A 15,120-nucleotide genomic window follows, 5' to 3' on the forward strand; every position below is an offset into this window, starting at 1 on the left:
CGAAACGGCGGCGGGTTCAATCGGTGGAATTTGTACTTTGCTGACAAAGCCGGGGAAAAGTTCCGGCAAGCTTCGCCGCGTCCCGTTTCTCCGGGATGGAAGGGCCCGGACGGCCCGGCGGCATGGCGCTCGGCCCCCCCGGCCACGGTTCCCGACCCTGCCCTGCGCCCCGCGCCCCGGCCCCGGCGCCCTTCCCGACCCGGCCCCCGCGGCCGGGTTCTTCTTTATCCGGCCTGCGCGCGGCTTCCCAAGGCCCCGGGGGCTTGCCACACTGCCGCGATGATCTGCCTCTCGCCCCCTTCCCGCCGGCCCGGCGCCGGCGCCTGCCGGCCCCGCGGGCCCGGAGGGTCCGACGCATGAGCGCCGCCCCGGGAACGGGCGGCCCGGGCCTGCGGGTGGCCCTGGTCGAGGACGACCGCGGTGAGGCCGAACGGGTGCTGGCGGCCCTGGGCGGGGCCGGGCACCACACCGACTGGTATCCGGATGGCACCGGCTTCATGGCCGAGGCGCGCGACGGCCGCCACGACCTCTTCCTGATCGACTGGAACCTGCCGGACGGCGAGGGCGTGGCCCTGGTGAGCTGGCTGCACCGTGCGGTGGGCCGGCGCGCCCCGGTGATCATCTTCAGCCGCTTCGACGACGACGAACGCATCGTCGAGGCCCTGGCCGCCGGGGCCGACGACTACATCACCAAGCCCACCGCCTGCCGGGTGCTGCTGGCGCGCATCGCCGCGGTGCTGCGACGGGCGCAGCCGGGGCCGGCCCCGGCCATGGCCCTGGAACACGGGCCGTTCCGCCTCGACGCCAGCCTGCGCGAGGTCTACCGCGAAGGCGAGCGGATCGAGCTGCAGCCCAAGGAGTTCGACCTTGCCTGGTACCTGTTCCAGCACCGCGACCGGCTGATCCGCCGCGAAGAGCTGGCGGCCGCGGTCTGGGGCCGCGAGGTGCCGGGGCGGGCGCGCACCCTCGACACCCACCTCTACACCCTGCGCCGCAAGCTGCGCTTCGCCGAGCACGGGATGCGGCTCGCCAACGTCTACCGCGAGGGCTACCGGCTGGAAACCACGGGCAGCGAGGCCGAGGAGGCACCGGGCGGCTCAGGCGGCTGAGGCCTTCTGCTCGCGCGGCAGCTCGATGCGGAACTCGGCGCCGCCGCCGGGGCGGTCGTCCACCACCACCGTGCCGCGGTGGCGGGCCACCACGCTCATCACCATGGCCAGGCCGAGGCCCACCGAGCGGGCGTCGCCGTGCTCGCGCCGGGCCAGGGGACCGAAGCGCTGGAACAGCTGGCTGCGCCGCGAAGGCGCGATGCCCGGCCCCTCGTCGCGCACCACCACCGCCAGCCGCTCGCCCCTGGCCTCCAGCCGCACCTCGACCGTGCCCCCGGCTGGCGTCACCTTGAGCGCGTTCGACAGCAGGTTCTCCACCGCCCGGCGCAGCAGGGCGGCATCGCCCAGCACCCAGCCGGGCTCGTCCTCCTCCAGCACCAGGGCGATCCGCACGCCCTTGGCCCGGGCCGCGGGCGAGCTGGTTTCCACCGCCTCCACCAGCACGTCGCCGAGCAGCACCGGATCGGCGCGGGTGAAGGCCTCGGGCGAGGCGGCACGCACATAGTCGAGGTAGGTGGTGGCCATCTGGGCCAGCTGCTGGGCGAGGCGTTCGGCCTGCTGCAGCAGGGCGCGGGTCGGCGCCGGCAGCTCCGGCCCGGCCTTCACCCCCTCGCAGAGCTGCACCAGGGCATGGGCCGGGGCGCGCAGATCGTGGGAGAGGAAGTCGATGGCGGCCTGGCGCTCGCGCTGCTCGGCCAGCAGGCCAGAGACCTCGGTGAGGCAGACCAGGGTGTCGTGCCGGGCCGGGTCGTGGCCGGGCGGCAGCGGCTCGAAGGCCACGATCACCTCGCGCTCGCCGCAGCGGGCGAGCAGGCGGGTGCTGCCACTGCCGAGGTACTGCGGAAGCTGGCCCGGCAGGGCAAGGTCGATGGCCTGCAGCCACTCGCGCAGGGAGCTGCTCGCCGCCTCGGGCGGCTGGCGCCAGGCCAGGGCCTGGGCATTGGCGAGCCGCACCCGCTGCTCCGCATCGACCACCAGGATCGCCGCCGGCTGCAGGTCGAGCAGCCGGTGCACGTACTCGCGCTGCTGGCGGATGCTGGCGATGGCCTCGCGCACAGCCGCCAGGGCCTCGTCGAAATCGAAGCCGCGCCGCGGTGCCGGCGCCCCCGCCGCCTCGCGGCGCAGCACCGCGAGCTCGGCGGCGAGCTGGGCGGCCGCCCGCGAGAAACGCCGCGCCAGCTCCACGCCGAGCTGCACCGGCAGGGCGATGAACAGGGCCACCGCCGGCACCCAGAACAGCAGGCGGTAGGCGAGGAGATGCAGACCGACCACGGCGAGCAGGCCAAGGCCCCCGAGCAGGGCGGCACGGCGCTGCGGCAGGCGGTGCATCAGCAGGGCGAAGCCGAACAGCAATCCGCCGATGCCGAGCGCGCTGGCCCAGGCCGGCGGCACCCGGAACACATGCCCGGTGAGCAGGGCGGCCGCGGCCTGGGCCTCGAACTCGTCGATGGTGAGGTCCTGGGCCCAGCCGGAGACCGGGGTGGTGAGGTTGATCTCGGTGTCCTGCTCCGACTGCCCGATCAGCACGATGCGGTCGCGCCAGGCATCGGGGTGCACCTCGCCATCGAGCACGTCGCCGGCATTGATGGTGCGGATGCTGCGCGCGCCCCCGAGGAAGGCGAAGACATAGGGCTCGCTCGCCGCCGCGGGGGATTCGAAGGCCGCCCGCAGGGCGGCGCGGCGCGGCGCCGGCACGAGGTCGCCGGCCTGCTGCAGCAGGGCCAGCGGGAAGGCCGGGCGCAGCGCCCCGGCAAGGGGCGTGGCGTAGTAGCCGCCGCGGATCACGTTGTCCTCGCCGGTGGCCACGAGCTGCACGCCTAAGGTGCGGAAACCGAGCTTCTCGGCATGGCGGAAGCCTTCCTCGGCGCTCATGTGCGCGCCGTCCGCGGCGAATGCCTTGCCCACCGTATTGCCGTGCCGCAAAAGCGCCTCGCGCAGCACCGGCAGGCCCTCGCGGTCGCGCGGGTCGCGCGGGTCGAAGTGCAGGTAGACGCCGATCACCCGCGGCTTGACCTGGTTCAGGCGGTCGACGAGGCGGGCGAGTGCCAGCGGCCGGCGGTCGATGAAATCCGGGTAACGGCGCTCCGACTCGCCGTCGATGTGCACCAGCACGATCTCCGCCGGCGGCGCGCGGCGGTGCAGGCGCATCCACTGGTCGTAGAGCCGGGTGTCGAAGGGACCGAACACGTCGAAGCCGACCAGCAGGGCGGCCAGCACGGGCACCACGAACAGGTGGAGGGGCAACCGGCGCATGCTCAGCGGCCGCGCAGCACCGCCTCGCCGTGCAGGGCCTCGAGGGCCACCGCCAGCATCGAGCGCAGGCCCACCCCGAGCGCCGCCTCGTCGAGCAGGAACTCCGGCGAATGGTTCATCGGCGCCCGCCGCGGATCGAGGCCGGGCGCGGTGCTGCCGACGAACCAGTAGAAGGTGGGCGCCACCGTGCTGAACTGCGAGAAGTCCTCGCCGATGGTGAGCAGGGGCATCTCCACCACCGACTCCTCGCCCAGCGCCGCACGCAGGGCCGCGCCGCCGCGCTGCGCCCGCTCGAAGGCATTGGCGGTGAGCGGGGCATTGAGGTTCACCGTGAGCTCGGCGCTGCCGCCCGCCGCCTCGGCGATCGCTTTCGCGGTGCGCTCCATGCGGGCGATCACGTCGCGCCGCACCTCGGCGTCGAAGGCACGCAGGGTGCCGGTCATCACCGCCTCGTCGGGGATGATGTTGAAGCGCACCCCGGCCTGCACCTGGCCGGTGGAGAGCACCACCGGCGAGCGCACGGTGTCGATCTGCCGCGCCACGATGGCCTGCAGGGCGAGCTGCACCTGCGCCGCGATGGTCACCGGATCGACCCCGTCCCAGGGCCGGGCCCCGTGCGTCTGCCGCCCGCGCAGGCGCAGTTCCCATTCGTCCACCGAGGCCATGGTGGGGCCGCCGCGGTAGCCCACCCGCCCCGCCGGCAGCGCCGACCAGACATGTAGGCCGAACACCGCCTCCGGCGTCCAGTCGGCGAACAGGCCCTCGTCCAGCATGGCCTTCGCGCCCACCACCTGGCCCGGTTGCGGCGGGCCTTCCTCGGCCGGCTGGAACACGAACATCACCTCGCCGGGCAGGCGCTCGCGCATCCCGGCCAGCACCTCAGCCACGCCCATCAGGATGGCGACATGGGCGTCGTGGCCGCAGGCATGCATCACCCCCACCTCCTGCCCGCGGTAGGTGGTGCGCACGCGGGAGGCGAAGGGCAGGCCGGTGGCCTCGGTCACCGGCAGGGCATCCATGTCGGCGCGCAGGGCGATGCGCGGGCCGGGCCGGCCGCCCTTCAGCAGCCCGGCCACGCCGGTGATGCCGAGGCCCTCGCGCACCTCGAGGCCGAGGCCGCGCAGATGGGCCGCCACCTTCGCCGCCGTGCGCACCTCGAGGGTGCCGAGCTCCGGATGCTGGTGGAAATCCCGGCGCCAGGCAGTGACGGCCGGCAGTACGGCCTCGATGCGCTGGTCCAGATCGCCCGCTGCCACGCCGGATGCGGATGCGGGCGCGGCGGCGAGCAGGGCGGCGAGCAGCAGGGCCGGGAGCCGGAGGACGGCCGGAAGAACGGAAACGCGGGGCTGGGGCATGGCGGCCAGAACCGGTGGCATGGCCCCGAAGCATACGCAGGAAGACGCGGCCCCGCGGCCCCCGGCGCCACGCCGCGGCCCGCCGCCGCTACTCGTAGCGCAGCGCCTCGATGGGGTCGAGGCCGGCGGCCTTGGACGCCGGCATGATGCCGAAGGCCACACCCACCAGGGCGGAGAAGCCGGCCGCGGCCAGCACCACCCAGACCGGCACCGAGGCCGGCGGGAAGCCGGGGATCAGCGAGGCCACGCCGATGCCCGCCGCAATGCCCAGGATGATGCCGATGACGCCGCCGAGCAGGGCGAGCAGCGCGGCCTCGAGCAGGAACTGCACGAGGATGTCGCGGCGGGTGGCGCCCAGCGCCTTCAGGATGCCGATCTCGCGGGTGCGCTCGGTCACCGAGACCAGCATGATGTTCATGATGCCGATGCCGCCGACCAGCAGGCTGATGCCGACCACGCCGCCCACCACGAAGGTGGCGGTGGCGGCCACCTGGTCGAACTGCTTCACGAAGGCGTCGGCGGCGTCGATCTTGAAGGTGTCGTCCTCGCCGGGCGGGGTGCGGCGGGCGAGGCGGATGGCGCGCTTCGCCCGCTCGCGCACCGTGTTCACCTGCTCGAGGTCGGGCACGGTGAAGCTCACCTGCATCATCGGCCGGGTGCTGTTGCCGCTCATGGCCCGGCCCACGTCGAAGGGGATGATGAGGTAGTTGTCGAGGCTGAAGCCGAGCAGCTCGCCCTGCTTCTCCATCAGGCCCACCACCTTGAACCACTCGTTGCCGAGGCGGATGAACTCGCCGGTGGGGTCCTCGGGCAGGCGCAGGTCGGCGCGCAGCTTCTCGCCGATCACCGCCACCCGGCGCCGGCCGAGGTCGTCGGCCGGGGCGAGGAAGCGGCCCTTGGCCGGCCAGCGGCCATAGACCGCCGCGTAATCGGCGTTGCTGGCCTGCACCTGGGCCGTGACCGTGCGGCCGCGGTAGCTCACCCCGGGCACCGGCACCACCAGCACCGGCGAGACCTGGCCCACGCCCGGCACGCGGTAACGCAGCACGTCGAGGTCGTCGAAGGTGATGTAGTTGAAGCGGCCGCTCTGGAAGTTCTCGTTGGTGTTCACCGCCTGCAGGGTGAGCGTGCTGCCGCCCAGCTCGGCGAGCTGGCCCTTGATCGAGGCGGAGAAGCCCTGCACCAGCGAAACGACGGCGATCACCGAGCCGGTGCCGATGACGATGCCGAGCGTGGTAAGCACGCTGCGCAGGCGGTTGGCCAGCAGGCTGGCCAGCGCGGCGCGGAAGGCTTCCAGCAGGGCCTGCATCTCAGGCCGCTCCGGCCGCCGCGCGCGGCGGATTGGGGTGGTCCCCGACGATGCGGCCGTCCATCACCCGCACGGTGCGCCGGCAGTGCGCGGCGATATCCGGCTCGTGGGTGACCACTACCAGCGTCTGGCCCTGGGCATGCAGGGCGTCGAACAGGGCCATGATCTCGGCCGAGGTGCGCGAGTCGAGGTTGCCGGTGGGTTCGTCCGCCAGCAGCAGCGAGGGCTCGCCCACGAGGGCGCGGGCCACCGCCACGCGCTGGCGCTGGCCACCGGAGAGCTGGTTGGGCCGGTGGTCGAGACGATTGCCGAGGCCCACCCGCTCCAGGGCCTCGATGGCGCGGCGGCGGCGCTCGGCCCGCGGCAGGCCGCGGTAGACCAGGGGCTGCATCACGTTGTCGAGCACGCTCATGCGCGGCAGCAGGTGGAAGCTCTGGAACACGAAGCCCACCTCGCGGTTGCGCACCCGCGCCAGCTCGTCCTCGGTAAGTTGCGCCGTGTCGCGGCCGTTCAGCAGGTAGCGGCCGGAAGTGGGGGTATCGAGGCAGCCCAGCAGGTTCATCAGGGTGGACTTGCCCGAGCCCGAGGGCCCGACGAGGGCCACGTACTCGTTGCGGCCGATCACGAGGTCCACGCCGTCGAGGGCGCGCACCTCCTGCTCGCCCATCCGGTAATGCTTGTGGATGGCGGAGAGCTCGATCACGCGTCGGCGTCCGCCTCGTCACCGGCCTCGTCGGCCGTGGCCTTCGGCGTGGCGGCCTTCACCGCCGTGCCTTCGGCCATCTGCCGCAAGAGGCGCGCCGGGCCGGCCACCACCACGTCGCCCTCGGCGAGACCGGAGGCGATGCCCTGCCAGCGGTCGTCGGCCTCGCCGAGGCGGACCTCCACCCGGCGGGCGCGGCCATCGACCACGGTCCACAGGTGGTGGACGATCCGGCGCGGCTCGGGCTCGCTGCTCTGTACCGCCTCCACCGGCACGGCGAGCGTCCGGCTGCCATCGCCGAGGAAGACGTTGGCCCGGGCGCTCATGCCCGATCGCAGGGACAGGTCGGCGGGCGGATCCAGCTCGGCGATCACCTCGTAGGCGCGGCCCTGGTTCTCGACGAGGGGCGAGAGCGCCACCCGCCGCACCGTGCCCGGCACCGCGGTGTCGGCATGCGCGGCAGGGAACACCTCCACGGCCTGCCCCACCACCACCCGGGCCACGTCGGCCTCGTCCACCTTCAGCCGCGCCTCGATGGCGCTGGTGTCGGCGATGCGCATCAGCTGCGCCCCGGCGAAGGCCTGAGTGGAGGGCACGGCGGTCTCGCCCACCTTGATCGACACCGCCACCACGGTGCCGTCGATCGGCGAGACCACCTCGGTCTTCTGCAGCAGCTCGCGGGCCTCGGCGAGCACCGCCTCGGCGCGGCGCAGGGCCTCCTCGCTGCTCTTGAGCTCGATGCGCGCCAGCGCGAGCTGGTTCTTCTCCTCGTCGAAGCGCGCGGCATCGATGGTGCGGGCCGCCATCAGCCGCTCGAAGCGCTCGAACTGCTTCTCGCGCAGGGCCAGGGCCGCACGCTGGCGCTCGATGGCGATCGCGGCCTGCCGGCGCGTGGCCTCCTCACGCTCGATGGCATTGCGGTAGGTCTCCGGGTCGAGGCGCAGCAGCACCTGGCCGGCACGCACCTGCTCGCCCTCTTCCACCAGTACCTCGGCCACCCGGGCCAGCACCTCGGAAGTGAGGTTCACCTCGGTGCGGTACGCCAGGGTGCCGGAGGCGAGGATGCTCGGGCGGATCGCCTGCGGCGCCGCGGTGGCCAGGGTCACCTCCAGCGCATCGCCGCCGCCGCGCTTCACCAGGAAGGGCAGGGCCAGCACCAGGACGATGCCGCCCGCCACCAGGGCTTTCTTCGGAATGGGCATGGGCGGTCAGCGGGTGAGCGCCCAGGCGAGCCAGGCGCCATAGATGAGCACGTTCGGCAGCAGGGCCACGAACAGGGCGCCGCCCCAGCCGCCGCGGGTCATCACCTTCCAGCCGAGGGCGGTAAGACCGATGGACCACAGGGCCAGCAGGTCGAACTGCTTGGCGAGGCTGCTGAAGGCATGATCGAAGGGCAGCTGCACCAGCAGCGGATCGACGTGGGTGAGCATCAGCGCGTGCTGCGGGGTCTGCGGCGCCATGGTGAAGGCGCCGACGAGGCCGACGACGTAGCCGAGAAGACCCGGCAGGCTCGCCCAGACGACCAGGGCGAAGGCATGCTTGAAGGACAGCGCCGCGCCCGCCACCTTGCCGGCGAGGAAGTAGTAGAGGGCGAAGAGGGCGAACATCAGCGGCAGGACGATGGCCAGGACCACCGCGCCGATATAGCCCTGCACCTCGGCCGAGGGCATGAACTGCTTGGCCTGGGCGATCTCGGCGGCGGTCATCTCGCGGCCGGCCATGGTCAGCGCGAAATCGGCGTACCAGTCGGGGTCGACGCGCAGGAAGTAGGCGAGGGTGAAGCCCGCCACCGCCAGCACGAAGAGGGCGAGCGGCAGCAGCACCGTGGGCCGCTCGCGCTGGGCCTCGAAATGCCGGGTGGGTTCGAGGAAGACATCGACGAGGCTCATGCGGCGCTCTCCTGCGCATACGGGGGGAGAGCCGCACCCTGCCCGGCCCTGCAGCCACGCGGAAGTGACGATGGTCATGCAGCCTGCGGTCATCCAGACCGCGCGCCTACCGAAAATGCTTCAGGCGTAGAGATCGAGCAGGCCGTTGCCGGCACGCGGTGTCGGCAGGATTACCTGCGCCTCAGATTCACCGGCAGCGCTGCCGCGGTCCTGTGCCGCATGGCCTGCGCTGCCCGCAAAGCCCCGGTCGCCGGCCTCGCCGCCGCGCGGTGGCGGGCGCTCGCCGACATCGGCCTGCCCCAGGCTCAGGCCCTGCTGGGCCAGCAGCTCGCGCAGCCGCGGCAGGGCCTGCTCGAGCGCGTGGCGGGTTTCGGCCTGGGTGGCGAGGAAGCCGAGATCGACCCGGTCGCCCTCCAGGCTCAGGCGGATCTCGACCGGACCCAGGCCCTCGGGCGCGACGCGCAGGGTGGCCTCGCCGCCGCCGCGCCCGGCCATCCACTGCAGGCGGGCGCCGAGGTCTTCGCTGAAGCGCGCGCCATGCAGTAGCGGGGCCTGCGGGAAGGCGGTGTGCAGGTCGAGGCGCGGCAGGCCGGTGCCGGAAAGCGGAGGCAGCGGCAAGCCCGTGGCCAGGGCGGCCAGCGCGGCGGGGGTCGGCGCGAGGCCGGGCTCGCCCTCGCCGTGGCGATCAGCGCCGGCGGGCAAGACGAGCCCCCGGCCTGCGGCGGCCAGCGCCATGGCGAGCGGCGCCGGGCCTGCCGCGAGGGCGGCGGCCGCGATCCCCGCCCGGGCGCCGGCAGGTCCGGCTCCTGCGCGCGCCCCGGCCGCCACCGGCGTGGAGGCCGTCGCCGCGGCGAGACCGGGGGGCAGCGCCACGGCGGCGGAGCCGGACGCCACCGGCAGCGCGGGCGTCGCGGCGGCGGGCAGGGCCGCCGCTGCGGGCAAAGCCGGTGCCGCGACCGCGGCCGGTGCGGTGCCGTGGCCGGCGAACAGCGGCGCGGCGGGGAACAGGGAGGACAGGCCGGGCGGCGGCCAGGCGGCGGCCGGAGCCGCAGCGTCCATGGGCGAGGCCGGACCTGTCGTCGCAGCGATCGTCGCGGCGGGCGATGGCACGGCGACCACCGCCGGAGTGGGGGACGGCCCCGCGAGGGACGCACCCGCCGCGGGCGGGGCCACGCCCGGCGGACGGGGCATCGGCCCGGTGGCCAGGGACAGGGGCGCCGCCGCCGGCGTGGTGACCAGTGCGGCGTCGGCCGGCGCAAGCAGCGGGCCGGCGGCATCGCCGCGCTCTGCCGGTTCGGCAGGCGCGGCCTGCTGCAGGGCAGCGGCGAACAGGCCGGCAGGCACGGCCGGATCGACCGGCGTGGCCGGATCGGGGGGCGGCGCCGGGGCGGCGATGGCCTGCGGGCGGAGATCGGGGGCTTTCATCGGCCATCCTCCGGCGAGGGCCGGCAGTGCTGGCGGGCCGCCAGCTCGTCCAGCACCGACTGCTCGCGGCGCTCCTCGAGCTTGCGCTCGGCCAGGCGGTAGCTGGCGGCCAGCTTCTCCAGCACCAGTTTGTCGCGGCTGGCGAGCAATAGGCGGGTGCGCTCGATGGCCAGGGCCTCCTCACTGCTGGCGAGCTGCTTTGCCTGCAGGCTCACGGCATCGTCGATCCTGGCGAGAAAAGCGGCGCGGTTCTTCAGCAGGCTGGAACTGAGCGCCGTGCCAGGAGCCGGCAGGGTCTCGTATTCGGTGCGAAAACGGGCCAGGTCCTCGAGACGGCGGACCTGTTGCTCATGAGCCTGCACCTTCTTCGCCAGCTCCTTGGCCAGCGTGTCCTCGCGCTTCTCGGCGCGGCGGATCAGGGGATCGAGGCGCTTCGAGTTCATGCCGGGCCCTCCAGCAACTGCGCGAGTGCGGCCTTGCTGTCCTCGAGGCTGGCGGCCTCGTGCACGTCCTGGGCGAGGAAGGCCTGGATGGCCGGCCAGCGGGCGATGGCCTCGTCCACCAGCGGATCGGCGCCGCGCTGGTAGGCACCGATGGTGATCAGGTCGCGCTGCGCCGAGTGCGCGGCGAGCAGGCGCTTCAGGCGGCGGATGCGCTCGCGCCAGGCAAGGTCGGCGATCTCGGTGACCACGCGGGACACCGAGCGCTCGACGTCGATCGCCGGGTAGAGCCCGGAATCGGCGATGCGGCGGTCGAGCACGATGTGGCCGTCGAGAATGGCGCGGGCGGCGTCGGCGATCGGCTCTTGCGGATCATCGCCCTCGGTGAGCACGGTGTAGAAGGCGGTGATCGAGCCGCGCCCGGCCGGCCCCATGCCAGCGCGCTCGCAGAGCGCGGGCAGCCTGGCGAACACCGAGGGCGGATAGCCGCGGGTGGTGGGCGGCTCGCCGATCGACAGGCCGATCTCGCGCTGGGCCTGGGCGAAGCGGGTGAGCGAATCCATCAGCAGCAGCACATCGAGGCCCTGGTCGCGGAAGTACTCGGCGATCGCAGTGGCGCGCAGGGCGCCGTGGATGCGCGCCAGCGGCGGTCGGTCGGCCGGCGCCGCCACCACCACCGCACGCTTCAGGCCATCAGGGCCGAGGGTGGCCTCGACGAAATCGCGTACCTCGCGGCCGCGCTCGCCGATCAGGCCCACCACCACCACGTCGGCGCGGGTGAAGCGGGTCATCATGCCGAGCAGGGTGGACTTGCCGACGCCGGAACCGGCGAACAGGCCCACGCGCTGGCCGCGGCCGATCGGCAGCAGGGCATTGATGGCGCGCACGCCGACGTCGAGGCCCTGGGTGATCGGCTCGCGCGAGAGCGGGTTGATCGGCAGGCCAGTGAGCCCGAGGTAGGCATCCGGGCGCGGCGTGGGCCGGCCGTCGAGGGCGTGGCCGTCGCTGTCGATCACCCGGCCGAGCAGACCTTCGCCTACCGCCACGCGGCCACGCGCCCAGCCCGGCAGCACCCGGGCCCGCGGCAGCAGGCCGTGCAGGTCGGTGGTGGGCATGAGATAGGTCTTGTCACCGGCGAAGCCCACCACCTCGGCCTCGACGAAGCCGCCGCCCTGGGCTTCGATGCGCACCGCCGAGCCCAAGGGCACTTCGCAGCCCTCGGCCTCGAGGGTAAGACCGATGGCCCGGCGTAGCACGCCCTCGCGCACCAGGCCCTGGCGCTCGATGGGCGGCAGGGGGGCGGCAAGCCGGGCGGCGAGCCGGGCAGCGCGGTGTTCCAGCAGCAGGCCAGTGGCGGTGTTCATGGCAGGCTCCCGGGCGCCTGCAGCACGGCGGCCAGTGCGGCCTGCAGGCGGGCATCGGTGCGGGCATCGATGCGCACGCCATCGCCGTGGATGCGCACGTCGGCGCGGGCAAGCTGCGGATCGGGCACCACCCGGGCATCCGGCCATTCCGGCAGCCAGGGCTTCAAAAGCACGGCATCCTCGGGATTGAGGCGGATCTCGAGGGTACGTTGCCCCGGGCCCACGGCCTCGAGGGCGGTGCGCACCAGCTGCGCCAGCAGTTCCGGCTCGGCCTCGTAGGCGCGGCCGAGCAGGGCCCCGGCCACCCGCACCGCCATCTGCGCCAGGGCCGCATGCACTTCGTCCTCGAGCCGGCCGAGCGGCCGGGCCATGGCCTCGACCACGCCCTCGATCTGTGCCACCAACCGGCGCACTTCGGCCTCGCCGGCCTTGAAGCCTTCGCGGCGGCCGGCTTCGAAGCCCTCGCGGCGCGCCGCCTCCTCGATGCGCTGCAGCTCCTCGATCGAGGGCGGCTTCGGGGGGGGCGGGGCATCCAGCACCGGGGCCCGCCACAGGGCAGGTTCGGCGCTCATACCATCTCCTCCTTGGCGCCGCCGAGCGAGATCGTGCCCTCATCGGCCAGGCGGCGGACGATGGAGAGGATCTCCTTCTGCGCCGCCTCGACCTCGGAAAGCTTGACCGGGCCACGGTCCTCCATGTCTTCCTTGAGGATCTGCGCGGCGCGCTGCGACATGTTCTTCAGCACCTTCTCCTTCACTTCCGGCGAGGCGCCGCGCAGGGCCAGCGGCAGGCGGTCACCCGGCACCTCGCGCAGGATGGTCTGCATCGATTTGTCGTCGATGCCGGCAAGGTCGTCGAAGACGAACATCAGTTCCTGGATCTGGTCGGCGAGGCCCTGGTCGACCTTGCCGATGGCGCCCAGGATCACCTGGTCCTGCCCGGTATCGACGAAGTTGAGGATGTTGGCCGCGGTCTTCACCCCGCCGATGGTGGTGGCCTTGCTGCTCTGCGCGCCGGCGAACTGCTTTTCCATCACCTCGTTGAGTTCGTTGAGCGCCACCGGCGGCACGTTGTCGAGGGTGGCCACGCGCAGCAGCACGTCGGCGCGCACCCGCTCGGGGAAGCACTTGAGGGTCTCGGCGGCCTGGTCGGGCTCGAGGTGCGAGAGCACGATGGCCATGATCTGCGGGTGCTCGTTGCGGATGAGGTCGGCGATGGCGCGCGGATCCATCCACTTCAGCATCTCCATGCCCGAGCTGTTGCGCCCGAGCAGGATGCGGTCGATCACGCTGCCGGCCTTGTCCTCGCCCAGGGCCTGCACCAGCACCTTGCGCACGTAGTCATCGGCACCGATGCCCACCGAGGTCTGCTTGTCGAGGGTCTGGGCGAACTCGCCCATCACCGCCTCGATCTGCTCGCGCGAGACGCCGCCGACCGTGGCCATGGCCTGGCCGACCTTCTGCACTTCCTTCGCCGTCATGTGCTTCAGCACCTCGGCGGCCTCGAGCTCGCCGAGCGAGAGCATCAGGATCGCGGCCTTCTCCACGCCGCTGAATTCGCCTTTCTTGTCAGCCATCGCTCGCGATCCATTCCTTCACGACCTGGGCGACGCGGCGCGGATCTTCCTTGACGGCGTTGCGCGCGAACTCGATCTTGCCCTCGATGCTGGTCGGCGGCGGCAGGGCCCCGGCCCCGCCCGGCTGCGCCAGGGCGAGCTGGGTGCCCGGCGCCCCGGGGGCCGTGCCTTCGGCCCCGGGCAGCATCGGGCCACCCTCGCCAGCATACGCCCGCCCGGCGCCGGCGTCCTCCGCCGGGGCCGGCGCCGCCAGCAGCTGCTTCAGGGCCGGGCGCAGCACCAGGAAGGCCACCAGCAGCACCAGCAGGGCGCCCACGGCAATCCTCGCCACCTGCCAGACCAGCGGGTTCTCCCACAGGGGCGGGGCGGCCTCCTCCAGCGGCTCGGGGGCGATGAAGGGCGCGTTCACCACCGTCACCACATCGCCGCGCTCGGCATCGAAGCCCACCGCCTGTTTCACTAGGGCCTCGATGCGCGAAAGCTCGTCGGCGCTCAGGGGGCGCAGGGCGCCGGCCGGCGCCTCGGGCGCGGGTGCCGCGCCTTCGGCCGGAGCGGCGAGGGCGGCACCGGGCAGATTGGGGATGTTGTCCACCACCACCGCCACGGTGAGGCGGCGCACCCGACCCACCGGCTGGCGCACATGGGTGAGGGTGCGGTCGAGTTCGAAGTTGCGGGTGCGGCTGCTGCTCGATTCCACCGGCCCCGCAGCGGCGGTATCGGCCGTGGCCTCGGGGCCGGGGGGGGTATTGCTGGTGGCGCCGGGGATGCCGCGGTCGCCGGCCTCGGCGCGGCGCTGGTCGCTCACCTGCTCGCTGCGCAGCTGGGCGGAATCCGGCGCATAGACCTCGCGCGCCTCCTCCACGGCGGAGAAATCCATGTCCAGCGCCACCTCGCTGCGCACCCGGCCGATGCCGACCAGGGGCTCGATCAGGCTGGCCACCTTGGCGGCGATGCTGGCCTCCTTCTCGCGGGTCAGGGCGAACTGCTCGGCGCTGATGGCATTCGGCGAGTCGGGCTTGTCGCGGGTGAGCAGGCGGCCCGTCTCGTCCACCACCGTCACCCGCTCGGGCACCAGGTTGGGGATGCCGTTGGCCACCAGGTGCTGGATGGCCTGCACCTCGTCGGGCTTGAGGAAGCGGCCGGGCAGCAGGCCCACCACCACCGAGGCGGCGGCCGGCTGCTGCTGGCGGGTGAAGGCGGAGGGCCGCGGCAGGGCGAGATGCACCCGCGCCTCGCGGATCGGCCGCAGCTGGCGGATGGTCTTGGCGAGCTCGGTCTCCAGCGCCCGCTGGTAGCGCGCCGTCTCGACGAACTGGCTGACGCCGAAGCCGGGGTCGCGCTCGATCAGGGCCATGCCCGGGCCGTCGCTGCTGCCAAGCCCGGAACTGGCGAGCGCCATGCGGGCTTCCTGCAGGCGCTCCTGCGGCACCTTCACGTCGCCGGTGGCGGGGTCGATCTCGACCGGGATCTGCGCCGCGCGCAGCACCTGGGCGAACTCGCCGGCGGTGGCGGCATTGGTGCCCGATTGCACCGTCACCAGCGGCGGCTTCTGGGTCCAGAAGAAGGCCCAGAGCCCGGCGGCGATCGCCAGGGTGAGCAGGCCCATGGCCCAGAGCTGGCGCGGCAGCCCGGCGCGCGAGAGCTGGGCGAGGAAGCCGGCGGCGGGCGGGCTGGGAGGCAGGGCGACGGCATTCATC

General features: G+C 73.4%; 13 protein-coding genes. 1 reads left to right on the plus strand and 12 read right to left on the minus strand.

Translation table 11 applies throughout. The annotated features are described in order from the left end of the window. The first annotated feature begins 356 nt into the window (after nt 1-356). Nucleotides 357-1,109 carry a response regulator transcription factor gene (locus G408_RS0110005; RefSeq protein WP_051282871.1) on the plus strand — a complete coding sequence of 251 codons (753 nt, stop codon included), beginning with the start codon at nt 357-359 and terminating at the stop codon, nt 1,107-1,109. Here G408_RS0110005 and G408_RS0110010 read toward each other — a convergent pair. The 12 genes from G408_RS0110010 to fliF form a co-directional block, all read right to left on the minus strand. Beyond that, entirely contained in the window at nt 1,098-3,353 is a 2,256-nt protein-coding gene (locus G408_RS0110010) for a CHASE2 domain-containing protein (RefSeq protein WP_028770974.1), read from the minus strand. The two genes, G408_RS0110005 and G408_RS0110010, sit on opposite strands and share 12 nt — an antisense overlap. A gap of 11 nt (nt 3,354-3,364) precedes the next feature. Beyond that, entirely contained in the window at nt 3,365-4,717 is a 1,353-nt protein-coding gene (locus tag G408_RS0110015; RefSeq protein WP_051282872.1) for an amidohydrolase, read from the minus strand. 88 nt (nt 4,718-4,805) lie between these two features. After that, nucleotides 4,806-6,026 carry an ABC transporter permease gene (locus G408_RS0110020; protein ID WP_028770976.1) on the minus strand — a complete coding sequence of 407 codons (1,221 nt, stop codon included), beginning with the start codon at nt 6,024-6,026 and terminating at the stop codon, nt 4,806-4,808. 1 nt (nt 6,027) lies between these two features. Then, complete coding sequence (locus G408_RS0110025; RefSeq protein WP_028770977.1) at nt 6,028-6,729, minus strand: ABC transporter ATP-binding protein; 702 nt, start codon at nt 6,727-6,729, stop codon at nt 6,028-6,030. Further along, nucleotides 6,726-7,931 (minus strand): efflux RND transporter periplasmic adaptor subunit, encoded by a 1,206-nt coding sequence (locus G408_RS0110030; RefSeq protein WP_028770978.1) that lies wholly within the window; start codon nt 7,929-7,931, stop codon nt 6,726-6,728. Before G408_RS0110030 ends, G408_RS0110025 begins: the two co-directional genes overlap by 4 nt. A gap of 6 nt (nt 7,932-7,937) precedes the next feature. Then, complete coding sequence (locus G408_RS0110035; protein WP_028770979.1) at nt 7,938-8,618, minus strand: YIP1 family protein; 681 nt, start codon at nt 8,616-8,618, stop codon at nt 7,938-7,940. Between the two features lie 120 nt (nt 8,619-8,738). Continuing rightward, nucleotides 8,739-10,043 carry a flagellar hook-length control protein FliK gene (locus tag G408_RS14890; RefSeq protein WP_028770980.1) on the minus strand — a complete coding sequence of 435 codons (1,305 nt, stop codon included), beginning with the start codon at nt 10,041-10,043 and terminating at the stop codon, nt 8,739-8,741. Continuing rightward, complete coding sequence (gene fliJ, locus G408_RS0110045; protein ID WP_028770981.1) at nt 10,040-10,486, minus strand: flagellar export protein FliJ; 447 nt, start codon at nt 10,484-10,486, stop codon at nt 10,040-10,042. Before fliJ ends, G408_RS14890 begins: the two co-directional genes overlap by 4 nt. Next, a complete protein-coding gene (locus G408_RS0110050) occupies nt 10,483-11,847 on the minus strand; it encodes a FliI/YscN family ATPase (protein ID WP_028770982.1) in 1,365 nt (454 codons plus the stop codon). Before G408_RS0110050 ends, fliJ begins: the two co-directional genes overlap by 4 nt. Then, nucleotides 11,844-12,419, minus strand: a complete 576-nt coding sequence (locus tag G408_RS0110055) for a FliH/SctL family protein (protein ID WP_028770983.1) — start codon at nt 12,417-12,419, stop codon at nt 11,844-11,846. The genes G408_RS0110050 and G408_RS0110055 overlap by 4 nt, the downstream gene beginning before the upstream one ends. Further along, nucleotides 12,416-13,423, minus strand: coding sequence for a flagellar motor switch protein FliG (fliG, locus tag G408_RS0110060; RefSeq protein WP_028770984.1), 1,008 nt, complete (start codon nt 13,421-13,423; stop codon nt 12,416-12,418). The genes G408_RS0110055 and fliG overlap by 4 nt, the downstream gene beginning before the upstream one ends. Beyond that, nucleotides 13,416-15,119, minus strand: a complete 1,704-nt coding sequence (fliF, locus tag G408_RS0110065; protein WP_028770985.1) for a flagellar basal-body MS-ring/collar protein FliF — start codon at nt 15,117-15,119, stop codon at nt 13,416-13,418. The genes fliG and fliF overlap by 8 nt, the downstream gene beginning before the upstream one ends. Between the last annotated feature and the right edge of the window lies 1 nt (nt 15,120).

This window comes from Silanimonas lenta DSM 16282, assembly GCF_000429065.1.
GTDB lineage: Bacteria > Pseudomonadota > Gammaproteobacteria > Xanthomonadales > Xanthomonadaceae > Silanimonas > Silanimonas lenta.

What these genes read in the sequence shown, in the direction of transcription:
- G408_RS0110005 (WP_051282871.1), top strand. Translation starts at nt 357, where the DNA reads ATGAGCGCCGCCCCGGGAACGGGCGGCCCGGGCCTGCGGGTGGCCCTG.
- G408_RS0110015 (WP_051282872.1), bottom strand. Translation starts at nt 4,717, where the DNA reads ATGCCCCAGCCCCGCGTTTCCGTTCTTCCGGCCGTCCTCCGGCTCCCG.
- G408_RS0110020 (WP_028770976.1), bottom strand. Translation starts at nt 6,026, where the DNA reads ATGCAGGCCCTGCTGGAAGCCTTCCGCGCCGCGCTGGCCAGCCTGCTG.
- G408_RS0110030 (WP_028770978.1), bottom strand. Translation starts at nt 7,931, where the DNA reads ATGCCCATTCCGAAGAAAGCCCTGGTGGCGGGCGGCATCGTCCTGGTG.
- G408_RS0110035 (WP_028770979.1), bottom strand. Translation starts at nt 8,618, where the DNA reads ATGAGCCTCGTCGATGTCTTCCTCGAACCCACCCGGCATTTCGAGGCC.
- G408_RS14890 (WP_028770980.1), bottom strand. Translation starts at nt 10,043, where the DNA reads ATGAAAGCCCCCGATCTCCGCCCGCAGGCCATCGCCGCCCCGGCGCCG.
- fliJ (WP_028770981.1), bottom strand. Translation starts at nt 10,486, where the DNA reads ATGAACTCGAAGCGCCTCGATCCCCTGATCCGCCGCGCCGAGAAGCGC.
- G408_RS0110050 (WP_028770982.1), bottom strand. Translation starts at nt 11,847, where the DNA reads ATGAACACCGCCACTGGCCTGCTGCTGGAACACCGCGCTGCCCGGCTC.
- G408_RS0110055 (WP_028770983.1), bottom strand. Translation starts at nt 12,419, where the DNA reads ATGAGCGCCGAACCTGCCCTGTGGCGGGCCCCGGTGCTGGATGCCCCG.
- fliG (WP_028770984.1), bottom strand. Translation starts at nt 13,423, where the DNA reads ATGGCTGACAAGAAAGGCGAATTCAGCGGCGTGGAGAAGGCCGCGATC.
- fliF (WP_028770985.1), bottom strand. Translation starts at nt 15,119, where the DNA reads ATGAATGCCGTCGCCCTGCCTCCCAGCCCGCCCGCCGCCGGCTTCCTC.